The sequence below is a fragment of the Roseburia sp. AF02-12 genome, assembly GCF_003461765.1.
GTDB classification, from domain to species: Bacteria; Bacillota; Clostridia; order Lachnospirales; family Lachnospiraceae; genus Roseburia_C; species Roseburia_C amylophila.
Genome location: NZ_QTXS01000001.1, coordinates 1,738,154 through 1,761,063, shown reverse-complemented (window position 1 = coordinate 1,761,063; position 22,910 = coordinate 1,738,154). Strand labels below are relative to the sequence as shown.

General features: G+C 42.4%; 22 protein-coding genes. 19 read left to right on the top strand and 3 right to left on the bottom strand.

The window, feature by feature from the left end:
* Nucleotides 1-506: 506 nt before the first annotated feature.
* From DV740_RS08610 to DV740_RS08595, 4 genes are read left to right on the top strand one after another with little or no spacing between them, the layout of a single operon-like run.
* Entirely contained in the window at nt 507-1,010 is a 504-nt protein-coding gene (locus tag DV740_RS08610) for an RNA polymerase sigma factor (protein ID WP_117697773.1), read from the top strand.
* Between the two features lies 1 nt (nt 1,011).
* On the top strand, nt 1,012-1,470 hold the full coding sequence (locus DV740_RS08605) for a hypothetical protein (RefSeq protein WP_117697771.1): 459 nt from the start codon (nt 1,012-1,014) through the stop codon (nt 1,468-1,470).
* 1 nt (nt 1,471) lies between these two features.
* Nucleotides 1,472-2,008: a hypothetical protein gene (locus tag DV740_RS08600; RefSeq protein ID WP_117841592.1), complete on the top strand. Its 537-nt coding sequence runs from the start codon at nt 1,472-1,474 to the stop codon at nt 2,006-2,008.
* Nucleotides 2,009-2,013: 5 nt separating this feature from the next.
* Entirely contained in the window at nt 2,014-2,331 is a 318-nt protein-coding gene (locus DV740_RS08595; RefSeq protein WP_117697767.1) for a LiaF transmembrane domain-containing protein, read from the top strand.
* Between the two features lie 24 nt (nt 2,332-2,355).
* On the opposite strand, the gene DV740_RS08590 is transcribed toward DV740_RS08595, so the two are convergent.
* Nucleotides 2,356-3,252: an AraC family transcriptional regulator gene (locus DV740_RS08590; protein ID WP_118087847.1), complete on the bottom strand. Its 897-nt coding sequence runs from the start codon at nt 3,250-3,252 to the stop codon at nt 2,356-2,358.
* Nucleotides 3,253-3,405: 153 nt separating this feature from the next.
* On the opposite strand from DV740_RS08590, the gene DV740_RS08585 reads away from it, so the two are divergent.
* The 13 genes from DV740_RS08585 to DV740_RS08525 all read left to right on the top strand — a co-directional run bounded on the left by DV740_RS08585 (nt 3,406) and on the right by DV740_RS08525 (nt 19,479).
* On the top strand, nt 3,406-4,341 hold the full coding sequence (locus DV740_RS08585; RefSeq protein ID WP_117841594.1) for a glycoside hydrolase family 113: 936 nt from the start codon (nt 3,406-3,408) through the stop codon (nt 4,339-4,341).
* Between the two features lie 196 nt (nt 4,342-4,537).
* A complete protein-coding gene (locus tag DV740_RS08580) occupies nt 4,538-4,822 on the top strand; it encodes a hypothetical protein (RefSeq protein WP_118087846.1) in 285 nt (94 codons plus the stop codon).
* Between the two features lie 29 nt (nt 4,823-4,851).
* Nucleotides 4,852-6,447 carry a GH1 family beta-glucosidase gene (locus DV740_RS08575; protein WP_118087845.1) on the top strand — a complete coding sequence of 532 codons (1,596 nt, stop codon included), beginning with the start codon at nt 4,852-4,854 and terminating at the stop codon, nt 6,445-6,447.
* A gap of 299 nt (nt 6,448-6,746) precedes the next feature.
* Nucleotides 6,747-7,406 carry a response regulator transcription factor gene (locus tag DV740_RS08570; protein WP_022243011.1) on the top strand — a complete coding sequence of 220 codons (660 nt, stop codon included), beginning with the start codon at nt 6,747-6,749 and terminating at the stop codon, nt 7,404-7,406.
* Nucleotides 7,403-8,830 (top strand): sensor histidine kinase, encoded by a 1,428-nt coding sequence (locus tag DV740_RS08565; RefSeq protein ID WP_118087844.1) that lies wholly within the window; start codon nt 7,403-7,405, stop codon nt 8,828-8,830. The genes DV740_RS08570 and DV740_RS08565 overlap by 4 nt, the downstream gene beginning before the upstream one ends.
* Nucleotides 8,806-9,624: a hypothetical protein gene (locus DV740_RS08560; protein WP_118087843.1), complete on the top strand. Its 819-nt coding sequence runs from the start codon at nt 8,806-8,808 to the stop codon at nt 9,622-9,624. The genes DV740_RS08565 and DV740_RS08560 overlap by 25 nt, the downstream gene beginning before the upstream one ends.
* A gap of 71 nt (nt 9,625-9,695) precedes the next feature.
* Nucleotides 9,696-10,133 (top strand): EAL domain-containing protein, encoded by a 438-nt coding sequence (locus DV740_RS08555; protein ID WP_158561544.1) that lies wholly within the window; start codon nt 9,696-9,698, stop codon nt 10,131-10,133.
* A 200-nt stretch (nt 10,134-10,333) separates the two neighbouring features.
* The gene (locus DV740_RS08550) at nt 10,334-11,788 is read left to right on the top strand and encodes a DUF6034 family protein (protein WP_118087841.1); all 1,455 of its coding nucleotides are present in this window, start codon (nt 10,334-10,336) and stop codon (nt 11,786-11,788) included.
* 9 nt (nt 11,789-11,797) lie between these two features.
* Entirely contained in the window at nt 11,798-12,784 is a 987-nt protein-coding gene (locus DV740_RS08545) for an efflux RND transporter periplasmic adaptor subunit (protein ID WP_118087840.1), read from the top strand.
* Nucleotides 12,781-15,051: an efflux RND transporter periplasmic adaptor subunit gene (locus DV740_RS08540; RefSeq protein WP_118087839.1), complete on the top strand. Its 2,271-nt coding sequence runs from the start codon at nt 12,781-12,783 to the stop codon at nt 15,049-15,051. Before DV740_RS08545 ends, DV740_RS08540 begins: the two co-directional genes overlap by 4 nt.
* 11 nt (nt 15,052-15,062) lie before the next feature.
* Entirely contained in the window at nt 15,063-17,894 is a 2,832-nt protein-coding gene (locus DV740_RS08535; protein WP_118087838.1) for an ABC transporter permease, read from the top strand.
* Nucleotides 17,894-18,613 (top strand): ABC transporter ATP-binding protein, encoded by a 720-nt coding sequence (locus tag DV740_RS08530; protein ID WP_118087837.1) that lies wholly within the window; start codon nt 17,894-17,896, stop codon nt 18,611-18,613. The genes DV740_RS08535 and DV740_RS08530 overlap by 1 nt, the downstream gene beginning before the upstream one ends.
* Nucleotides 18,610-19,479 carry an ABC transporter ATP-binding protein gene (locus DV740_RS08525; protein WP_117697743.1) on the top strand — a complete coding sequence of 290 codons (870 nt, stop codon included), beginning with the start codon at nt 18,610-18,612 and terminating at the stop codon, nt 19,477-19,479. The genes DV740_RS08530 and DV740_RS08525 overlap by 4 nt, the downstream gene beginning before the upstream one ends.
* Before the next feature lie 25 nt (nt 19,480-19,504).
* On the opposite strand, the gene DV740_RS08520 is transcribed toward DV740_RS08525, so the two are convergent.
* Nucleotides 19,505-20,083 (bottom strand): alpha/beta hydrolase, encoded by a 579-nt coding sequence (locus DV740_RS08520; protein WP_118087984.1) that lies wholly within the window; start codon nt 20,081-20,083, stop codon nt 19,505-19,507.
* Between the two features lie 194 nt (nt 20,084-20,277).
* Nucleotides 20,278-20,988, bottom strand: a complete 711-nt coding sequence (locus tag DV740_RS08515) for a GntR family transcriptional regulator (RefSeq protein WP_117697741.1) — start codon at nt 20,986-20,988, stop codon at nt 20,278-20,280.
* 164 nt (nt 20,989-21,152) lie between these two features.
* Here DV740_RS08515 and DV740_RS08510 point away from each other — a divergent pair, with 164 nt between their 5' ends.
* Nucleotides 21,153-22,163 (top strand): SIS domain-containing protein, encoded by a 1,011-nt coding sequence (locus tag DV740_RS08510; protein ID WP_117697739.1) that lies wholly within the window; start codon nt 21,153-21,155, stop codon nt 22,161-22,163.
* Nucleotides 22,163-22,792, top strand: coding sequence for an HAD family hydrolase (locus DV740_RS08505; RefSeq protein ID WP_118057058.1), 630 nt, complete (start codon nt 22,163-22,165; stop codon nt 22,790-22,792). Before DV740_RS08510 ends, DV740_RS08505 begins: the two co-directional genes overlap by 1 nt.
* Nucleotides 22,793-22,910: the final 118 nt, after the last annotated feature.

Here is a 22,910-nt window from a genome sequence, read left to right as displayed (position 1 = left end):
ATCTGCAAGGGGCACTAAGAATTTCGATGGGATTCTACTTTCGTCTGGCAACCGGTGTATATTCACATCCATGTTCAGATACACCTCACTGGCACATCCATGTGCCAGTGTTGCCGGTTGCAGACGAAATTCCAAGTGCCCCTAGGCAGATTTCAAAAGGCGTCCGTATTTCGGCGAACAGCCCAAGTGTCTTATCAAACATTGGAAAGACAGGCGGAATAGCAAAAAGAAAAATGCGGGGGATGGAATTACAATATTTCCTATTTAAAAAGAAACAGAAGATTTATCGGCTAAAATATGTTATATATGTTTTCTTTCGCAATTGCTCTATCATTCATGATAACCACAGTGATTATAGTTTCACGGAAAAGAAAAGTCAATAGAATGGATTCCGGATAGAATAAATTAAAAAAAATATTGATTTTTTGAAAAAATTGAAGACAATAGAAAAAGATAATCGTTATATAGTATGAGAACGTTCTTAAAAGACAAGGAGGTGGATAAAAATGTGTCAGGAACCATTTACGCAGATGGTTCATAAATATCAGAATCTGGTATTTTCTATTTGCGTTAAGATGACCGGAGATTACTTTGCAGCAGAAGATTTGACGCAGGAAACATTTTTATCTGCCTACCAGCACAAGGAAGAGTTCGACGGTAAGAATGAGAAAGCCTGGCTTTGCAGGATTGCTTCGAATAAATGTATTGATTACAGCAGACAGGCGGCAAGGAGGATGGTTCCCACCGAAGACGAAGTCTTAGGAAGCCATCCTGCGAGAGCGGGAGGACCGGAAGAGCAATGCATCGAAGAGGTGGTCCGAGAAGAACTGCAGGAAAAATGCGGACAGTTGAAACCGCCTTATGATGAAATCGCAAAGCTATACTTCTGTGAAGAACATCCTGCCGGCGAGATAGCAGAGTTAAAGCAGAAGAATTTGAAAACCGTGCAGACACAGATATACCGGGCGCGGGCAATGCTTAGAAAACTATATGGAAAGGAGCGGAGCTGATATGAGAAAAGAAGATACACAGGAGTATTTAAGTGACGAAGCGTTAGAAGCACTGATTCGGGAAACAGAAGAAGGACCGATGATAAAAGCACCGGAATATTTAGAAGAAAATATTCTACATAAAATTGAGCAGCAGCAGAAGGTTATTGTATACAAAGAAAAAGTGTCAGCGAAGCGGAAGCTCCTGACTTATAGCATGAAAGTAATGGCAGCGGCGGCAGCGGCAATCGCATTTCTGATTGTAGTTCCTACGGTGGAGCAGCAGAGCAGACCAAACATGGAAACTTATGTAGCAGAAGCAAAAGAGCAGGTCAATAAGGACTTACAGGAACAGAAAGAGAAAGCGAAAAAGCGTAGTGAAGAGCAGAATTTCTTACAAAGTGTAAATGATGCGTCCAGTGCATTTTGCAATTTTATTACTGAGACGACAAATGGATGGTTTTTAAAGGAGGAAAGATAACATGACGAAAAAGAGAAATGGATTTTTAAGATTTTGCTGTTCCCTTTTACCGGGAGCAGGGGAAATGTATATGGGATTTATGAAAATGGGCTTAAGCCTGATGTCGATGTTCTTTGGCATTATTGTAGCAGCATCTATTTTTGAACTTGGACCGCTGGCAGTGCTTGCAGTAATTGCATGGTTTTACAGCTTCTTTCATGTACACAATTTAGCAGGCTTATCAGATGAAGAATTCTATGCCGTGGAGGATGAGTATTTATTCCATTTAAGTGGAGAAGGCGGGAAAGATAAATCCTTTGTAAAGCGTTATCATACCATTATTGCAGTCGTGCTGATTCTGCTTGGTATTATGTTAATCTGGAACAGTTTCTATTGGATGATTGCAAATTTAATTCCGGATGAAACGGTCTGGGTACTTCAGGAAATCAGTTACCGGCTTCCAAGACTGCTGGCAGGAATTGCAATTATAGCAGCAGGAATTTATCTGGTTCATGGTAAGAAAAAATCCCTTGAGGAAGAAGAGAAAAAGGAGGCATAAGGAAAATGGATGAGAATGTGAAAGAAGTACGCACCCACAGAGTGGGCAGCATTACCTTAGGCAGTGCACTGGTTTTATTTGGAATCCTGTTTCTGGTGCATCTGTTTGTGCCGGTATTGACCTATGAAATCATTTTCCATATTTGGCCATGTATCTTTATCCTGCTTGGAATAGAAATTCTTCTTGCCAACCGGAAGAAGAATGTGGAATTTGTCTATGATGGTAAGGCGGTATTCCTTACCATCACATTAACCTTCTTTGCCATGCTGATGGCAGGAGCAGATGTGGCAATTCAGCAGGCAGATATCTACATGCACCTTTAAGAATGCAGCATTAAGAATGTACCTTTAAGAGGAATGCTCCTTCCGGTATTGCTTTGGCGTCATTTTGTGCTTGTTTCGGAAAGCCTTAATAAAATGGCTGCAATCGGAAAATCCGGTTTCCTGACTGATATAATTCAAGTCAAGATTGGTAAAGAGCAGCAAATCCTCAGCCTTGCAAAGGCGGATAAATTCAATATATTTTTTACAGGACTGGCCATAGAGTTCCCGGAAGCTTTTGGCAAAATAGGAATAACTCATATTACACATTCTGGCAAGGTCTTCCACCTTTAATGGCTCCTGGGCATGAGCGTCGATATATTCCGTAATGGAGTGTATGGACGCTTCTTCTGTATTTTGCGGAATAGCCAGAGCTTTATCCGTATTAAAACCCTGTGCCCGCCAGATACGCAGGATAAAGGTTAAAAGGGAATTAATCTGGGACTGTACCAGAATCCGGTAACCGTATTCCTGCTGCTGCATTTCGTGTTCACAGGAGGAAAAGATTCCGGCAATGGGATAGCCTGTTAACATCGCTTTGGAAAAATATTTCGGAGCATGGGAATCACCCTTCGCCAGATTAAAAAGTGATACAAAATTAATCCCGGAAAAAGTGGTACTTAATGCATTGCCGGATGGTGCAAGCTGGTTTAAGTCAAATTTCATGACATAATAAACCAATGGCTGCTCTGTGGCAGTATAGATAGAATGGATTGCCTGCGGAAGAAATAACGTCATATCACCTTCTTCTAGTACATAAGTATCATCATCACAGTTGATGATGGCGGTGCCCTCTAACATATACAGAATTTCAACAAAATAATGCCAGTGGGACCGGATGGGAAAAGAATGGATTCTTGTGTCAAATAAGAAGCATTCAAAAGGAGCATTCAGCCGGTCGCTGTATTCAAAAAGTGAATTCATAAAGTCGTCCCCCAATATATTTAAAATAAATGAATTCCTGCCATAAGAGATTTTTACTATTTTTATAATAAATCATTATAGCAAGATTCCAGGGCGAATGCTATAGTTCCCATCATAAAAAGTCATTGAAAGAGGAGAAAGGAAATACTTACCATGGAATATATCTGCGGCATGACATATGCACCATTTGCAAGAAAAGGGAGCTATCAGGAGAAGAGTGCTTTTGACAGCTTAAAGAAAATGAAAGAAAATACCAACAGCAATTTTGTTATTTTAGCACCCAACGGATTGCAGGACACGGCACAGTCGGAAGAGATTTGTTATACTTCTGAAGCAACGGTGTCAGATGATGAATTAAAGGGCATGATTGATTATGCGAAAGAGCTTGGTATGCGTGTGGCATTAAAGCCTACGGTAAACTGCAAAAATGGAACCTGGCGTGCCCATGTCAATTTCTTTGATGAAGACGTAGTCTGTGAACCAAAGTGGTGTAACTGGTTTGAATCCTATACCGAATTTCAGCTTCATTATGCAAGGCTGGCAAAAGAAATGGGTGTGGAAATGCATATTGCAGGCTGCGAAATGGTTATGGCAGAGCGCAGGGAAGCAGAGTGGCGGAAGCTGATCGCTGATATCCGGAGTGAATTTGACGGACTTGTTTCCTATAATACCGATAAATATCAGGAGCATAATGTGAAATGGTGGGATGCAGTAGATGTGATTTCTTCCAGTGGCTATTATCCGTTGGAGGACTGGGAGAACCAGCTTGACCGGATTGAAGCGGTGGTAAAGAAATTTCAAAAACCATTTTTCTTTGCAGAGGCAGGATGTATGTCTATCGTGGATTCTAATAAAGTGCCAAATGACTGGACGGTGCAGGGAGAAGCAGATGCTAAGGGACAGGCAGACTGGTATGAGGCAATGTTTGAAGCCTGCTTAAAAAGAGAATGGGTGAGGGGCATGGCATTCTGGTCCTGGAACAGTCATCTCTACACGAAGAATGCTGCCCTAAAGAGAAAAGATTATGAAATATATGCAAAACCAGCGGAGAAAATCGTGAAAAAATACTACGATTCTATTCAAAAGTAACAAAAAGTTAAAAAACCTAAAATAAACTGTTATGGCATATGGAATCCGTACATTCTGATTTTTCTTAATAAAATAGATTTCTACCATTTTTAAGGTAAAACACTCTATCCCGAAACGGGCGTTTCGTGGTAGAGTGTTTTTATAACGAAAACGATTGAGAGAATGCTTCTGCAATTGTGAAAAATGATATGTTTTTATGATAGGAATATATCTGGGTGGTTCGTCGAAGTACGGATGCATTATAAGTACTGCTAGGGGCACTTGGAATTTTGTCCGGCATCTGGCAACGCTGGCACAGGGAAGTGCCAGCGAGGCACATATGAACATGGATGTGAATTTGTGCCGGTTGCCGGAAGAAAGAACAGGTCTTGCAAAATTCTTAGTGCCCCTTGCAGTTCTTATGTGGCATTCGCACTCGAGGAACTGCACAGATATTCGAACTGAAAAAATTATAGTGTTTTTCATAATTGCAGAAGAATAACACAAGAAATAGAATCAGGAGGAAAACAAATGTTTCGAAAAGACTTTGTATGGGGTGTTGCCAGCAGTGCCTATCAGGTAGAGGGAAGAGACAAAAACGATGGCGCAGGAACCTGCATCTGGGACACCTTTACCGAAGAGGGAAGAACCTTCGAACATCATAATGCCTATGTCAGTGCCGATGACATGCACCGTTACAAAGAAGATTATGCATTGATGAAAGAACTTGGCGTGAAGGCATACCGTTTTTCCGTAAGCTGGGCGAGACTGATGCCGGAGGGAACCGGAAGAGTCAATGAAAAAGCGGTGGCACTCTATCGTGATATGATTCTTGAAATGAAGAAAAACGGCATTGAGCCATATATGACACTTTATCACTGGGAACTTCCGCAGGCATTGGAGGATAAAGGCGGCTGGCTCAATGAAGAAATCATAGATTGGTTTGCAGAATATGCAAAAGTAGTAGCAGAGAATTTTACTGATATCTGCGACAAGATTTTTACTTTGAATGAGCCACAGTGCTTTATCGGACTGGGATATTACCGTGGTATTCATGCACCGGGAAAGAAAGTCACACCAGAGGAAAGCTTCCGGATTGCGCATAATGCATTGCGGGCACATGGAAAAGCAGTTATTACTCTCCGGAAATATGCAAAGCAGCCGATACAGATTGGCTATGCACCAACCAGTGGGGTGGCATATCCAGCAAGTAATTCCCCGGAAGATATTGAAGCTGCAAAGAAGGTATATTTTGGCTTTTATAATGATGTCGACAACTGGACCTGGAATGTATCCTGGTATTCCGACCCGGTTATTTTAGGACATTATCCAAAGGAAGGCCTTGAGAAATACAAGGAGTATCTGCCGGAAATCACGAAAGAAGATATGGAACTGATTCACCAGCCCATTGATTTTTACGGTCAGAATATTTATAACGGATATCCGGTTCGCGCAGGAGCAGATGGAGAGCCGGAATTTGTAGACCGTCCGGCAGGATTCCCAAAGACTGCCGCAGAATGGCCGGTGACACCGGAATGCCTATACTGGGCAGGAAAATTCCTCTACGAACGTTATCAGCTGCCGATTTATATTACGGAAAATGGAATGTCCTGTCATGACAATGTGGAAGCAGATGGCAGTGTACATGATGCCAACCGTATCCAGTTCTTGGATGAGTACCTTGGAAATCTGCAGAAGGCGGCGGACGAAGGAGCAGAGATTGCCGGTTATTTCTTATGGACTTTTTTAGACAATTTCGAATGGCATGAGGGCTATTCCGAACGGTTCGGAATTATTTATGTGGACTTTGCAACCCAGCAGCGTTATGTAAAGGATTCAGCATTCTGGTATAAGAAAGTCATGGAAAGCAATGGAGCAGCGTTATCCTGCAACCAGCCGGATAGAAAAATCCGGATAGAGCGTGGTGCTGCAGAAGTAACAGGTGCAGGATTTAAGGTAGAGAGGGAAATGGATCTGCTGCTTTCTGACAGCACAGATGTCATTTATGTGGCATCCGGCAGCGGTTTAATTGGCAGCATCTGGGTAGATACCGGAGACAGGCTTACGATACCGGAGGGCATCCGGAAGATGCATTGCAGTGGAAAAATGACACTGGTGCAGGCGTAGCATGAAAAAATAATTGTTTCTTCTAGACCAGAGAAGATGAGAATAAAAAAGTTTCTTTTATTCCGATGAGCAATCAGAAGGAATAGAAGAAACTTTTTTTGCTTTACAGGAAATTGCTTTCCTGTAAAGCAAAAAACGCTCCGCGAGGATGCGCACTGCGGCGTATAAGGTAGATGTCGCAAGCGACCGCCGCAGGCGCGGGAATGTGCAAGGCACATTCTTTTTTAATGTTCAGATACATTTTAGATACAAATATATGTTAAAATAAACATCAAAGAGTAGTAAAAGGAGCGGGCAGCATGATACGGATATTGGTTGTAGAGGATGAAAAGGCAATATCGGATTTAATCCGGCTGAATCTGATGAAGGCAGGCTATCAGTGTGTCTGTGTATACAATGGAATGAAAGCTGCAGACCTGTTGGAAACAGAAAATTTTGATTTGATTATATTGGATGTTATGTTGCCGGAATTAAATGGATTTGAATTGATGGAATACATCCGTCCAATGGGAATTCCGGTGATTTTTCTGACTGCAAAGGATTCCCTAAAAGACCGGATGCAGGGGCTGACCTCCGGGGCAGAGGATTATATGGTAAAGCCTTTTGAAGTGGTAGAACTTTTGGCACGGGTTAATATTGTGCTGCGCCGCTATCATAAGATGGAGCAGAAGATTACTTTTATGGATATTGAATTAGACAGTGAAAATCAGGTGGTGACAAAGGCAGGAAAAGAAGTGGAACTTACGCCAAAGGAATTTGAACTCTTAGAAATTCTGATGCGCAACCGGAATATTACACTGTTCCGGGAAAGAATCTATGAAGAAATCTGGGGAACGGAATATTCCGTAGAGTCAAGAACCTTAGACCTTCATATCCAGAGATTACGGAAAAAGCTGAATCTTGGAGCGGAGCTTAAAACAGTATTTAAGGCAGGATACCGGTTAGAGGATAAAGCATGAAATTTCGATATAAAGTATTAATTACAAATTTAATCCTGCTTTCAGTCAGTCTGGGACTGGTGGGCTATCTGATGATACATAAGAATTTTGAACTGGCGAAGGAAACACAGATTTCTAATGCAGTCATTCAGAATAATCTGGTGCAGTCCTCGGTGGAATATGAAGTACTTCAGGCGTTGAACCGGGAAGAGTCGGTAAAGGGCGCACTTCCAGACATTGGAGCACAGGTCAGCAGCGGTATGCGGGCAGAAAATGTGACATTTTTTATTTATTATGGGGATAAGCTGGTTTATAACGAAACAGAAGAAAATGCCAATTTAAAGAAAGTCTGGGAAGCACAGCAGGAGGATGGAAATAAGAATTATGCCATCTTTGAAGAGGACGGTCATTATTATATTTATGTGACGGCAGCCAGTAAGGTAGGGGATGAGAACCTCTGCATGATCAGCAGAAGTGAGGTGTCCGATGCCTACGCATTAAGAGACCGGGAAATCCGTTATTTCCGGCTGATTCTTTTCATTTGCCTTATGATAGAATCTTTGTTTATTTATGTTATCAGCCGGTATCTGACCAGGCCATTGGAGCAGTTGAACCGGGTGGCAGAGGAGATTACCGATGGCTCTTATGAGACGAGGATTACAGTAAAGAGTCAGGATGAAGTAGGACTTCTGGCAGAAAACTTTAACCGGATGGCAGAAGCAGTATCAGAAAAGATAGGAGAGCTTCAGGGAATGGTACGGAAAAGGGATCAGTTTGTAGCAGACTTTACCCATGAGATTAAGACACCGATGACTTCCATTATCGGTTATGCAGATACCATGCGTTCCATGGAGCTTCCAAGAGAAGAACAGCTTCTGGCATTAAGTTATATCTTTTCCGAAGGCAGACGGTTAGAGCGGATGTCGGGAAAGCTCTTTGATTTGATTTATTTAAGGGAACATGAAATGGAAAAGGAAGCAGTTCAGGTTGAAAATGTAAGCAGTGAAGTACTTAAGGTGGTGACACCGTCCTTTGAGGCAAAAGGGCTTGTGTTAAAGGAAAATATCGAGCCGGCAGTACTGTACGGAAATAAAGAACTTCTGGTGACTGCACTGGTGAATTTACTGGATAATGCAAGAAAAGCATCCAAAGAGCATGGTGTCATTGAATTTAGCGGAAAGAGAATACAGGAAGAGGAAAATCCATTTTATTATGAACTTTCCGTAAAAGATTATGGAATCGGCATGACCAAGGAAGAGACAGAGCGGATTTGCGATGAATTCTATATGGCAGATAAATCCCGGGCAAGACAGGAAGGCGGAGCCGGAATCGGAATGTCATTAGTGGCATTGATTTTAGAACATCATCAGGCGGAACTTATCGTAGAAAGTGAGCCAAAGAAGGGGACGAAGATGCGGATATGTTTCAGAAAAGAACAAAATTAAAGATAAAAGGAAGTGTCTGTGGAATGATAGCAGGAACACTTCTGGTGGTGCTGACAGGAATTTTTCTGCCGGGAATTCTGATTGAAGGACAGGAGCGTAAAGTAGTGGGAGAAGTGCAGGCAGTTCCGGCGCAGTACATAGCTTCCGATTCCCTGCTGGCAAAGGAAGCATCGGAAAGCCTTAAGTTAAGCGAACGCATCCAGTTGATTACCGGGCAGTGGGAGAGTGAGACGCAGGAAGCTTATTCTTATGAAATGACTTTGACGGATTATGAGGCAGCGGCACTGGCAAGAGACAGCATGGAAGCCATTTATCAGAATGGACAGTATCCTTCTGATTTAGCTTCTTCTTATGCCAACTGGTATACCTGGGAAGCATTTCCGGAGAAAGCAGTGGATACCACATTTCACACCTACAGTGCTTACTACTGGAAGCTTGTTTTTACAAAATATGACGGCACAGAGAAGCATATGGTATTTCTCTTAGAGGATGGCACCGTTTTACTGGCTGAGGCAAAAGGAGAAGATATTTTATCGGAGACGGCAGCAACAGAGGAAACTTCCTCATCAGGTAAAGATGATGGCGAAGAGAAAGAAAAAACAGTGGAGAAAGAGCTGGCAGAACAGCTTTCCTACACGGGGTTGGACGTAGCCGGACTGAGGATAAAATCCGATAACATACAGGAAGAAAAGGATGCCACATACCGGTACTTTGAACTCTTTGATAAAACAAGATTTATCTATGGAATCAGCACAATATCAGATAGCCAAACGAAGCGTAACATGGTAAAATAAAAAAGAAGGCAAGGTATTTTCAGTGGCATAGATGGTCACCTGCAGTTATTGCGAAAATGATCCTTCCATGTATGATTTGGGAAATTTTGTTCTGGAACAGGCTTTGTGGGACAGTAAAAGCTTTTTACAGCAGAAGCCTTCCGGTATCGGTAATCAATGAGCGGATGGCAGTATTAAGAGGCTATGGAATCAAATTTGCCATGGATGATTTTGAAACAGGAAGTTCATCTTCTGCCATGGCGCTTGAGATGCTGATTGATGAGATTAAGATTGATATGAGCTTTATCCGGAAGATTCTTGTAAACAAAAAGAATAAGGCGATTGTCCAGAGTATGGTGGATTTTGCCAATGCAGCCAATATCAAGAGTTGTCTGGAGGGCGTGGAAAATAAGGCATTAGAAGATTATCTCCGGACTGTGGGAGCCACTTGGTTTCAGGGATACTATTATTCCAAACCGGTTGGAGCAGATGAACTGGAGATACTTCTTTCGAACAGATGGAAAAAATAAGAAAAGACAAAAAATAAAAGTAAAAATAGAATTATCGAGACCGGCAGTTTTGTGGCGATAGGAAATACAGCCATAGAATTGCCGGTTTTATTGTAATGATAAGATACAAAAAGTTTACATCTTCATGTTAAAGTAACACCAGAAACGAGGAAAATGGAAAGGTAAACAGAAAATAAAAGATGGAAAACGGAGGGGACAGCATGAAACATCCAATCTTACGAAAAATGATTCCGGCAGGTATGGTGATGGTACTTCTTGCCGGATGTGGTGAGAAAAAAGTAGATTATGAGATGGAAACAGAACAGGAAACCAAAGGGGTGGTTGGTACACTGGATGAATTCCGGGAAGCGGATAACTGGGATGACAGCTTTACGGTAACAACCTCTGACGGAGATGTGAAGGTAAGAATCAATGCATCTATTGATGTGCCGGAAGCAGATGCCATGTCTGTGGTAGCGGCAGAAGAATTAAAGATAGATGTCGATTATAAGAAAAAGTTCCTGAAAGCATATTTTAAAGATTCTGAAATTTATTACCATGATTTTGAGCATCTGACAAAAGAAGAATTACAGACTGCCGTTGACAGCATGGATGGAACGATTGTTGCTGTCCAGTCTCAAATCGATGATTTGGAGAATAATGTACATCATCAGGATGTAGAAAGACATAAGGAAATGCTGAATGACTGGAAGGAAGAAACCGAAGAACAGAAAAAACAATACGAAAAAGCATTAGAGACTGCAAAAGATACCTATACTGCAGCAGAGGATTATGACAGCTGCAATGAATATGCAGGGTATTGCGGAGACCTTTTATGTAATGTGCGATTTGAAGTAAAAGAAACAAACGAAAATGCAATTGCCTACATTGTGGCATCGCCATTAGTGAAAAACAAGACGGACATTTATGTGAATCAGTATTATGGCCCACAGTCTCTAAAGGATTATGATGCTGTATATGGGAATGATACAGTAACTGCATATATCGACAATTCGGAAAAGGAAAATGGATGCAGTATTTCCCAAGAAGATGCAAAGCAGTTAGTGGAGCAGTTCTTAAAAGAAACAGGACGTGATAATCAGGTGCTTTATGGGCAGCAGGATTATTCCTGGGATGGCGCAAATGAGATAGAAGTGGATGGAGAACAGTATACCGATTATGCGGAGGTCATCGACTGGGGCTACCTCTTTGGTTATGGAACCGGTGTCAATGGACTGGCATTTAGTGATTCTTTGGATTATAACGACTTTGATATTTCCTGGGTTACGCCGGAAAACAGTGATGTAAATTTTGAATTAGAGGATGAGATACGATTTGCGGTTACGGATAATGGAATTACAGAAGTATTTATGCAGTATCCGGTAAGCGTTACAAAGATTTCAAAAGAAGTGGAACTGCTGCCGTTATCAACGATTCAAAATATAATCAAAGATGAGATTATAAAAAATGGAGACGATTACCAACTGGATGTGTGCAAGAATTTTAATAAGTTAAAGCTTGGTTATGCGCGTATCAAAGATGACCAGAAGGAAGGCTGTTACAGTTATGTGCCGGCGTGGTGTCTTTATATGGCATCCGGAAATGATATGAACCGGCATCCGGTATTTGTCAATGCCATGGATGGTACACTGATTCATCCTTTGGATGAAAGGTAAGGTGTGCCTATGGCAGATAGAAAGAAAAGAACGGGAAAATGGAAACTGTTTTTGTACCTGGCAGCAGGCAGTTTTCTGACGGGATGCGGAAAAGCAGAGCCAGAGCTTGTGTCAACTGCCCGGACACCATATGAGAAGCTGGCTTATGATACCACGGAAGTGAAAAAAGGAAATCTGACGCCGGAAATTACCTTGAAATTAAAAGCAGAGGGTTTGGAAAAGATTACTTATGATGCAACAAATACGGAATTGAAATTAGACAAAGTATATGTGGCAGTAGGCGATAAAGTGGAAAAGGGAGAGTTGCTGGTATCCTTCCGTTCAGACAGTCTGGAAGCAAAAATGACACAGTGTCAGGATGAGATTGCGGATAAACAGCTTCTGGTGGAACATTATGTAAACCTCATGAGCTGTGATGCATCCTTGGATTATAATGAAGATATTGCAAATTTAAAGCGGGATATTGAAGTAGCAGAGCTTTATGTGGAAGAGGCAGAAGAAAAGCTGTCCCGCTATCAGATTACAGCAAAAGAATCCGGTACCATTACAGCCATGGATAATTATCTGCAAAAAGGAGGCTTTGTGCCGGGAAATAATCTGATTACTGAAGTGTGTGGAACCGGTAACTATGAAGCAGACCTGCCGGAAGGCTATGAATTTAACATGGGAGATACTTATACAGCTACACTGGATGCACTGTCCTATGAATTAAAGGTTGCCGGTGTGGAAGAAAATAAAATCATATTTTCACCGGTATCGGATATGACATCACTTTCAGAGGCAGACGTGCTGAGTCTTGTGATTACGAAGCCCACGCTGGAAAATGTCATTTATGTGAAAGCCTCTGCCGTAAAGGAAGGTGAAGAGGGACACTTTGTCTATCTTCTGGATGATAGCGGATATCGAAAGGTAGTGCCGGTAACGGTTGGAGAAAAAGTAGGGAATCATTGGGTTGTTACATCCGGACTTTCCGGTGGAGAGAAGGTGACTCTGTGAGAAAGAAAAAAAGTTACGCAGGAAACGCACAAAGCGTGATTCCAGTAGTCCTGACAGGCCTGTTTTTTGTAATGTTAATTGGCGGCTGTGGAAGTAAGAAAACAGAAACAATACCAGACCTGGAAGAGCCGGCGGCAAGTAATGCTTCTTATCAGCAGGTGACCTATGGAAATATCGGAACCACCAACGTGCTGCTGGGAACGGCAGTGCCAAAGGAGTACGGACAGGCATATGAAGCCAATGTCACGGTGACAAAGATTCTGGTAGAACCGGGCGATACCGTAGAAAAAGGTGATGTGCTGGCATACGCAGATGTAGACGAGGCAAGTGCGTCCCGGAAAGCAAAGCAGCAGGAGCTGTCGCATGAAAATACCGTATACGAATTAAACCAGAAAATCAACCAATTGAAGCAGGATAAATTGGCAAACCAGCAGAAGCAGCAGGATACTGCAGAGAATAACATTCAGGATGCCGCAGAGAATAACATTCAGGAAGAGGATGATATGCAGGAATCTGCAACAGAGAATAACACGCAGGAGACAGAGGCAGAGGACATCACCTCCCAGATAGCCGTCCTGCAGGAAAACAGCCGCTACGATACGAAGCTTCATGAGTACCGGGTGCAGAAGCTGAATGAAGAGATTGCAGCATTGGACGCTCTGATAGCAGATGGAACGTTAAAGGCAAATCACAGTGGTGAAGTGGTTTATACCAAGAGCCTGACCGTAAACCGGAAAGCCGGCGCGGGAGAAAATGTTGCGATTGTGGCAGATACTGAAGACCTTGCAATAGAGCTTAAGGATGTAACGGTGCAGAATTATAAGTATAAAGATGTTTCCGAAAAATATATGCTGCAATCTGGCGAAAGAGTGCCGGTTACCGAGCGGGAATACAGCACTGACGAGCTGGTGCTTGCAAAGATAAATAATAATTATCCCAATGTTTTGATAGAAAAGCCGGAGGGCGTAGAGCTTAAGGCGGGAGAGTTATATCCCATATATTTTGAAGAGAAAAGAGCGGAGCATGTCCTTCTGGTGGGAAACGATTCCCTGTATCAGGAAGATGGGGAAACTTATGTTTATGTGAAAGCCGGGGATGATACCAGAGAAAAGCGTAAAGTAACAGCAGGGGCGGCAGATGACCATAATACCCAGATTACGGATGGATTAGCGGAAGGAGAAGCAGTCTATTATGAGACTACGGAGCGGATGCCTTCGGATTATACCGAGTATACGGTGGAGCGGTCAGATTTTCAGGTGGAAAATCACGGATTAAAATATGGCAGGGCAGATAAGAATGCCAGGGTCTATCTTGCTGCAAAAGAAGGAGAGATTGTAAAAATAGCGGTAGAAAAGGATGCGGAAGTGAAAAAAGGTGACCTTCTTTATATCATCAATACCGGAGAAGGAAAGGCAGCCATTACAGAAGCAGCCAATGCCATAGAGACGGAGAATACTTCATATCAGAAACAGCAGGCAGATTACGATGCACAGCTTGCGGAATTAGAGAACGGGCTGGATTCTGCCAGTGACTATGACCGGCAGATGATAACCCTTCAAAAAGAAATTGCAGAAGCAGACCATAATCAGACGCTGCAGCAGTTGCAGGCAGCTTATGATACGTTAAGCCGTGGAAATGACGGAACAGGGAAATTATCTGTTTATGCAGATGCGGATGGACAGGTTTCGAAAATAACTGCCTGGGAAGGAGACACAGTAGAAGCCGGAGAGGAAATCCTTAAGATGAAAGGAGAAACTTCGGATTTGCTTCTGGTGCAGATGGTGAGCAGCAAATCAGTGACGGTCTATACAGATGATATTGCAGAAGTGGGAGAGCCGGTAAGTATTACTTCCGGGGATACAACCTACACCGGAACCTGCGTGGGATTTGCAGCAGGCAGCAATAATCTGGATGAAGGCTGTATTTATACAGACGAAGATGGTGTACATTATACTTTTCAGACAACTTCCGGCTACGATGCACCGGCATTTTATGTACGGATGGACGATGAAATCGTAGATGATATGGGAAAGGGCGGAAGCGTGGATTTTCCTTATATTTCCATGGAGGATGTGGTGGTACTTCCGGCAGGAATGATTTACGAAGAGAAGGATGCGATGAACCCGAAGAAGGTATCGTATTTTGTGTGGAAGGTAGAAGAGGGACATCTGGTGAAGCAGTATGTTTTACTGGATGATACGCTTACCGGAAATGGAAAAGTAGTCCTGACCGGAGTAGAGGCTGGCGATGTACTGGCAAGAGAGTAGGAGGAGTTGGAATGTTACATTTTGTCTTTTGCAAGATAAAGAATAAAAAAGGACTGAATTTGTGCCTGCTCATGGGAATTGCACTGTTTGTCGCATTGTTCGTCTGCCATCCGATGTTTGAACGCGGTGCTGGAAATCAGGTGCTAAGAACCGGATTTGAGACTTATGCCAAGGAACAGGAAACATTTCCGGCAGTGATGAATCGTAGTGGCAGCTATTCTTCGAAGGATTATAGTTCTGCAAAGGAAGTGTTAGAGAAACTTGTGGCATATGAGAAAAAATGGACCGAATATGTGGCGGTGGATACCGTGGCATCGGAGCAGTATTTAAGCCTTTCCGGTGGAAAAGCAGATACCAGCCTGGGCGGAACCAATGAATATTTCACCATTGGATATCTGTTGGAATTATCGAAGAACACAGATATTACATACGGAGAGGGTTTAGACAGTGAAAATCAGACGGAAACAAACGGCTGCTATCCCTGCCTTGTCAGTGAAGAGACGATGGATGCCTATGGACTGGTGACAGGAGAAGTGCTTCATCTGAAATTGCAGAGTGAAGCAGAAGCTTATGAAGTGGATTTTAAGGTAACAGGAATCATAAAGGAAAAGGATATCAATGACAGTTACTGGTATCATACTCTCAGTGATTTTGGAAATACGCTGTTTGTATCGGAAAATACTTTTGATACATTGATTGCTTCCTTCGGGCAGGATGAAATCGGTTACGAAGAAAATCTGATGTTGGACTACCGGCAGATAGATGCAAAGCATGCAGCAGAGTATGCCGATTATATGCAGCAGTTCCGGTCATCGGATACAAAGTATCAGGATAATATGGCAGATACTCTGACGTCCTTTTTCACAAAACAGCGGACGATACAGCAGATGTTGTGGGCATTGGAACTGCCATGCATTGTACTGCTGCTGTTATTTATCTATATGGTATCCTCCCAGATACTTTCTCTGGAAGAAGGGGAGATTGCAGTACTCCGGAGCCGTGGAGCAACAAAATTGCAGGTGGGTGCGATTTACCTGTTGCAGGCATCCTTTTTGGCACTGACAGGCGCAGCGATTGGACTTTTGCTGGGTTACGGAATGTGCAAAGGAGCAGCTTCCACCGACGGATTTTTAAAATTTACCGGAAAAGATGTAAGCATGTATACCTTAAATGGCGGAATGATTCTCTACGCTCTGGTGGCGGCGGCTATTGTAATTCTGTTTCTGACCATACCGGCGCTGCGGCGGACAAAATACACCATTGTAAATGAAAGTATGGCAAAAAACGGTGTTGTGAAAAATCCTTTCTGGAAAAAATGTTATCTGGATATTCTGCTATTACTTTTATCCGGGTATCTGCTTTATAACTACAACCGGCAGAAGGAGAGGCTTGCGCTGGAACTGATTGCGGGAAAGGGGATGGATCCGGTAATTCTTTTGAATACATCGGTATTTATACTGGCAGCAGGCTTATTGTTTATACGTCTTTTTTATAATCTGATTCTTGCAGTGGACAGAGTCTTTAAGAACAGATTCCACCCGGCAGGATATGCGGCATTTTTACAGTTGAAAAGAACCTGGTATCAATCGGGATTTTTAGCAGTGTTTCTCGTTATGACCATAGCCAGTGGAATCTTTGATGCGAATATGGCACGGACCATGAATCAGAATATGGAAGAGCAGATTGCATATGTCACCGGAGCAGATGCAGTGGTGGAAGAAAACTTCCGGCTGCAGGTTTCGAAAATGGAAGAAAAGGAAACCAGCTGGAAATATCTGGAGCCTGATTTTGGAAGATATGAAACATTAATCAAAGAAAATGTCTGTGAAAATGCCACAAGGGTACTGATAGATGAAAAGACGGATATTACTGCGAAAAACGGAACAGTTTTTGATGGAAAACTTATGGCAATCAACACAAAAGGATTCGGGGAGACTGCACGGCTTAAAGATGGTGTCAACAAAGAACACTGGTTTTATGCACTGAATGCACTGGCAGAGGAGCCGGATGGGGTAATAATTTCTTCCAATCTGGCAGACAAATTAAAGTTAAAGGTGGGAGATACTTTAAGTTATACAAGGTATCTGCCGGCAGAGATTGGTGAAGATGCCATGGGCAGCAGGCAGGCAAAGGTCTGTGCAATCATAGACTGCTTCCCTGGTTATGAAAGATATGCTTATGTAAAGGATGAAGAAGGCAATCTTACGGAACAGGAGCAGTATCTTCTGGTGGCAAATTATGCCACGGTAATCAGTGCCTTTGGTCAGACCCCTTACCAGGTGTGGATGAAGCTTTCGGAGGGCGTGAAAGAGGCAGCGCTTACGGACAGTCTTGCGGCAGCCGACATTCAGCCAAAACAGCTTACCTTATTGCAGGAACAGCTTGCCGGCAACCGGAATTCAGCCATGGTACAGGTGACGAATGGAATGTTTACATTAAGCTTTATTTTATCATTGGTGATATGTTCTGTAGGATTTCTGCTGTATTGGATCATGACACTGAAAAAACGGGAATTGCTGTTGGGAGTCTACCGTGCAATGGGAATGCGGATGGGAGAAGTCCGGAAGATGATTTTAACGGAACAGCTTTTTGCCTCGGCAGGACCGGTACTGGCAGGTGGAGGAATCGGAGCAGTGACAACGCTTTTGTTTGTACGTCTGCTTATGGTGGTCTATCTGCCGCAAAAGCATAATCTAGCCATAGAAATATACATTTATCCTACAGACCTTTTGAAGCTTTTAGCGGTACTTCTGGCAGTGATGTTATTCTGTTATCTGATTATCCGGAAAATACTGCGGAGCATGAAAATTGCAAAGGCACTTCGGTTAGGGGAGGACAGCTGATGGAACAGACGATAGCAATACGCACAGAAAATATAAAAAGATATTTTTCGTCGGGAGATGGCAGCATCGTCCGGGCTTTGGACGGCGTTTCCATGGAGATACCAAGCAACAGTCTTACTATTTTAAAGGGACGTTCCGGCTCCGGCAAGACAACCCTTCTTAATCTTTTAAGTGCTCTTGATGTACCGACGGAAGGAAAAGTGGAATTTTTCGGAAAAGATTTGGAATATTTAAAAGACAGGGAGCGGGAGGACTTGCGGCGTTACCGGATGGGATTTGTTTTTCAGTCTGTGGCATTGATTCCTGTGATGAATGCCTATGAAAATGTGGAATTTGCCCTGCGGTTATCCGATGATAAAGAGAAACGGAAGAAGGATAAGGAAGAGCAGAAAAATAGGGGAGAACAGAAGAAGCGTGTAATAGAAATCTTAGAGCGGGTCGGACTGAAAGAACGGATTTATCATATGACATATCAGTTGTCCGGCGGTGAACAGCAGCGGGTGGCAATTGCCCGGGTAGTTGCCCACAGACCACAGGTGATTTTTGCAGACGAACCAACCGGTGCACTGGATACGGCATCGGGGCTTGCAGTCATGAAACTTTTCCGTGAACTGGTAGAGCAGGAGCATATCACTGTAGTCATGACCACCCATGACCCGAATCTGATGGAACTTGGTGATTTCGTCTATGAATTAAAGGATGGGAGGCTGGTAAAATGATTCAGTGTGACAGCCTGGTAAAGATATATGAGATGGAACAGCATAAAGTCATGGCACTGGAAGGACTGGATCTTACGATAGAAGATGGGGAAATGATGGCAATTATCGGCAAATCCGGCAGTGGAAAGTCGACGCTGCTTAATATCATCGGAGGACTGGAATCACCCACAGCAGGAATCCTTATGGTGGATGGAAAGGACTTATCGTCCTATACGGAAAAAGAACTGGTTTTATACCGCCGTGACAAAGTGGGATTCGTCTGGCAGAAGAGTGCAAGAAATCTTTTCTCTTATCTTACGGCGCTGGAAAATATTGAAGCACCCATGCAGGTTCATCCGGGAACATCCGCCCGGGAGAAGCGGAAGCGTGCCAGAGATTTATTAAAGGCAGTCGGTATGGAAGCACATGCGGATAAGTTCCCTTCCCAGCTATCCGGTGGCGAGCAGCAGCGGATTGCCATTGCCGTTGCACTTTCCAATCAGCCGTCGATTCTTCTGGCGGATGAACCTACCGGCGCAGTAGATACAAAGACTGCAAATCAGATATTTGAGCTGTTCCACAAACTGAATGAAGAATTTAAAATTACAATAATCATAGTGACCCATGATATGGCATTGGCGGATAAAGTGGAGCGGACAGTGCTGATTTCCGATGGCAAAATCAGTACCGAAAAGATTCGGAAAGTATCTTTAGAAGAACTGCAGCGTCTTGCAAGTGCAGCAGAATTTACCCATGAAGAATATTCCGTTTTAGATAAAGCCCACCGGCTGCAGCTGACAGAAGAAATGTTAGAAGAAGCCGGTATCGATTCCAATAAAGTGCGGATTGAGGTTCAGGATGGCAAAATCCTGATTCAAAAAGAATAAACCGGTACTTGCTGCAACAAAGTATTTATGAAGTAAGAAACCGCTTCGTTTCCTCCATGACATTGCGAAGCGTTTTGATATTATCAAGTGTATCCTTTGTTTCTAAAGAGTGATTGGCATCCGGATAGAGGAAAAGAGGAATCTTTTGCCCTCTGCTGATGCCAGTCACTTTTTCAATATCGCTCCAGGGATCGGAAGTGCCGAGAAAAGCAATGGCATTCTGCGGGTGGAAATCATAGGTTTCCCGTAAAGGGGTATAGAGAATCTGGCGGCAGGAAATATTTTCCTTCCTTGCATAGGCAGAGGCAATAACCGTTCCGATGCTCTTTGAGATAAATATAATTTCATCATAATCCTGCCAGTTTACGGAAGAAAGCTGTTTTACAGCCTGTTCATAAAGATAAGAAAAAGCCTGCTGCATTTTCTCCCTATTACCCCGGATATTTCCAGTGATATCGCTGCCGGCAAGGGAATAGTCCAGTGTAAGAGCGGTTTCATAACCTGCTTCGGCAACAAGCTTTCGGCTGTAATAGAGCAGTGGTTTGTCACAGTGATAACCGATGCCCGGAAAAAAGACCGCCAGTTTATTTTTCGATAAATGCATAAGAAATTGTCCTTTCTGTTCCGGCATTTTCAGGTGGCAGAAACCGGAGCTTTTTAACCTTAGAAAATATAGTAGCACAATGGGAAATAATGACTTCTCTAAGGATATAACAAATGCGATAAAGTTAATTGTAATAAGGAACTTTATCGCATTTGCTATTAGATGAGCCGCATTGGAAATGGTGTAAATTGGAACTAAAAAATAAACTGGAACTTATCACCGATACATAGCTGTTTGCAAAGATTCGTGATAGTGTTGTCAACATCGTGGATGGTACTTGATATCCGGAGCAGAGGATACCCCTTACTGATGTTTAAAGTCTTAGCCTCTTGGGCATTAGCGAAAACAATATCAAGTGTTTTACGTGAATGATCCAGAATGATATTGTGTTTTCTTAGTATTTCATACAAAGAAGAGTCGTTTAAATCTTCTCCAAATAAAAAAGAAAAGGATTCAGGAAATTTATTGAACTCTAAGATGACAGGGACATTATCCATATAACGGATTCTTTCCACTACGAGTATTTTATCCCCTTCGTGTAGTGACATTTCAGTTAAATCCCGTTCAGAAGGATCTTCCAATGCAATTTTTATGGTCTTAGCTCCAGGTGTTGCGTTTTTCATCCGGCACATATCAGAAAAACTTATGACTTCTGTAATATTACGCTGCAATTTTTTCTCAGCTACAAAAGTCCCTTTTCCTGATTTCCTTTCTAAATATCCGGATTCAGATAAAACGGCTAATGCTTTTCGGACAGTAACTCTGCTCACATGGTATGATTCACTTAATTCATTTTCTGTAGGCAGACGACTGCCGGCCGCCCGTTCTCCGGCGTCAATTTCTTTTCGTATTTTTTCCTCCAATTGTTTGTACAGTGGTGTGGCAATGGTGTTGTTCAGTTCCATATAAATACCTCTCTCCTAATATAACTTTCACAAATATTATAAAACAAAGTTGCAAAAATGTATATATTTTCCTATATTGTATGATATATATTGACAGAATGTATTATATTGTATTATAGTAAACGCATAGAACAAATAAATACATTATAAAAAGGAGAGAAAAAATGGGATACGTAAGTAAAGACATTAAAAACATTGTGAAAGAAATTTTAGAAGAAAAAAAAGACATCGGTGGAATTAAAAATATTTATTTTGTGGGATGCGGAGGATCACTTGGCGCACTTTATCCGGCAAAAACATTTATGGAGAGAGAATCACAGGTTTTGAGATCAGCCTGGATAAACAGTAATGAGTTTGTGCATAGCACACCAAAGGACTTTGGAGAAAATTCTATTATATGTCTTGCCTGCCACAAGGGAAATACACCGGAAACGATTAAGGCTGCCAAATTAGGAAAAGAAAAAGGAGCGGCGGTTATTATTCTGACATGGCTGGAGGAATCAGAAATTATAGAATTTGGAGATTATATTATACATTATACATTTGATGCAAGTCCTGATCATCTTGCAGGGGATATTGATTATGCAGGAGAAAAGACGCAGTGTGCATTGCTTGTGGCAGTGGAATTAGTTGCACAGACGGAGGGATATGCTAATTATGATAAATTCTATGAAGCTTTAGGCATGATTAGCAATATCATCAGAAATGCACGTACACATGTGGCTGCCAGGGCAGAGGCATTTGCAGAAGAGTATCAGAATGATTCAGTGATTTATACAATGGGAAGTGGTGCAGCATATGGAGCTGCCTATATGGAGAGTATCTGTATATTTATGGAGATGCAGTGGCTTGATTCAAGCAGTATTCATACCGGTGAATTTTTCCATGGTCCATTTGAAGTTACAGATGCAAACCGTCCGTTTATGATTCAGATATCAGAAGGCTCAACCCGCGAACTGGATGAGAGAGCACTTACATTCCTGAAAACATATGCAAAACGTATTGAGGTTCTTGATGCGAAAGAGCTTGGCTTATCCACAATTGATGCAACAGTAGTAGATTACTTTAACCATGCACTGTTTAATAATGTATATCCGATTTACAACCACGCACTGGCAGTAAAGCGTGAACATCCGTTAACAACCCGCCGCTATATGTGGAAGGTAGAATATTAATGAAAAAATTCTGTGAAAAAAAATATGTATTGTTTGACTTTGATGGAGTTATAGCAGATACAGAAGAGAGTAATGGTAATTATCTGGGTCTGGCATTAAAAGAGTTTGGAGTGGAACTGACACAAAAAGACAGGGATAGACTAATTGGCTCACATGATTCCCATATTCTGCTGGAACTGCTGGAACGCTCGCCGGAGAAAATAACAATGGAACAGCTTTTGCAAAAAAGAAAAGAAATAGGAAATACATATGAAAATGGCTGCATTAAGCCAATGGATGGGGTGCTGGAGTTTATTGCCGGTTTGAAAAAACAGGGGAAAAAGCTGGCAGTGGTTTCTTCAACCTCTACACGGCTGATTGTAGTAGCATTGAACCGGATGAAAATGCTGGGTTTGTTCGATGTGCTGGTATGCGGAGACATGTGCCGGAATAGAAAACCGGATCCGGAATGCTATAGAAAAGCAATGCAATATTTAGAAGCAAAGCCGGAAGAATGTATTGCAATAGAAGACTCGTTTATTGGTATACAGGCAGCAAAGGCTGCAAATATAGAGGTAGTTGCGTATACAGGAGCTGGTGAGAATCAGGATGTAAGTCAGGCGGATTATGTTATTTCTTCATACGTTTAACTGCCTGAGTGAAAGAAAGAGAAAACAGAAGAATAAAAAGTATTTAATTGTATGCCCGCCAGTGCTCCTGGCGGGTTTTACTATGCACAATTAAATTGATATTGATGTACAAAAAGTG

Excerpts from the sequence above, each read along its gene's own strand:
- DV740_RS08565 (WP_118087844.1), top strand. The coding sequence starts at position 7,403 with ATGAAATTTCGATATAAAGTATTAATTACAAATTTAATCCTGCTTTCA.
- DV740_RS08530 (WP_118087837.1), top strand. The coding sequence starts at position 17,894 with ATGGAACAGACGATAGCAATACGCACAGAAAATATAAAAAGATATTTT.
- DV740_RS08595 (WP_117697767.1), top strand. The coding sequence starts at position 2,014 with ATGGATGAGAATGTGAAAGAAGTACGCACCCACAGAGTGGGCAGCATT.
- DV740_RS08555 (WP_158561544.1), top strand. The coding sequence starts at position 9,696 with ATGATTTGGGAAATTTTGTTCTGGAACAGGCTTTGTGGGACAGTAAAA.
- DV740_RS08505 (WP_118057058.1), top strand. The coding sequence starts at position 22,163 with ATGAAAAAATTCTGTGAAAAAAAATATGTATTGTTTGACTTTGATGGA.
- DV740_RS08550 (WP_118087841.1), top strand. The coding sequence starts at position 10,334 with ATGAAACATCCAATCTTACGAAAAATGATTCCGGCAGGTATGGTGATG.
- DV740_RS08570 (WP_022243011.1), top strand. The coding sequence starts at position 6,747 with ATGATACGGATATTGGTTGTAGAGGATGAAAAGGCAATATCGGATTTA.
- DV740_RS08535 (WP_118087838.1), top strand. The coding sequence starts at position 15,063 with ATGTTACATTTTGTCTTTTGCAAGATAAAGAATAAAAAAGGACTGAAT.
- DV740_RS08590 (WP_118087847.1), bottom strand. The coding sequence starts at position 3,252 with ATGAATTCACTTTTTGAATACAGCGACCGGCTGAATGCTCCTTTTGAA.
- DV740_RS08560 (WP_118087843.1), top strand. The coding sequence starts at position 8,806 with ATGTTTCAGAAAAGAACAAAATTAAAGATAAAAGGAAGTGTCTGTGGA.
- DV740_RS08525 (WP_117697743.1), top strand. The coding sequence starts at position 18,610 with ATGATTCAGTGTGACAGCCTGGTAAAGATATATGAGATGGAACAGCAT.
- DV740_RS08545 (WP_118087840.1), top strand. The coding sequence starts at position 11,798 with ATGGCAGATAGAAAGAAAAGAACGGGAAAATGGAAACTGTTTTTGTAC.
- DV740_RS08520 (WP_118087984.1), bottom strand. The coding sequence starts at position 20,083 with ATGCATTTATCGAAAAATAAACTGGCGGTCTTTTTTCCGGGCATCGGT.
- DV740_RS08605 (WP_117697771.1), top strand. The coding sequence starts at position 1,012 with ATGAGAAAAGAAGATACACAGGAGTATTTAAGTGACGAAGCGTTAGAA.
- DV740_RS08600 (WP_117841592.1), top strand. The coding sequence starts at position 1,472 with ATGACGAAAAAGAGAAATGGATTTTTAAGATTTTGCTGTTCCCTTTTA.
- DV740_RS08585 (WP_117841594.1), top strand. The coding sequence starts at position 3,406 with ATGGAATATATCTGCGGCATGACATATGCACCATTTGCAAGAAAAGGG.
- DV740_RS08610 (WP_117697773.1), top strand. The coding sequence starts at position 507 with ATGTGTCAGGAACCATTTACGCAGATGGTTCATAAATATCAGAATCTG.
- DV740_RS08575 (WP_118087845.1), top strand. The coding sequence starts at position 4,852 with ATGTTTCGAAAAGACTTTGTATGGGGTGTTGCCAGCAGTGCCTATCAG.
- DV740_RS08515 (WP_117697741.1), bottom strand. The coding sequence starts at position 20,988 with ATGGAACTGAACAACACCATTGCCACACCACTGTACAAACAATTGGAG.
- DV740_RS08510 (WP_117697739.1), top strand. The coding sequence starts at position 21,153 with ATGGGATACGTAAGTAAAGACATTAAAAACATTGTGAAAGAAATTTTA.
- DV740_RS08580 (WP_118087846.1), top strand. The coding sequence starts at position 4,538 with ATGATAGGAATATATCTGGGTGGTTCGTCGAAGTACGGATGCATTATA.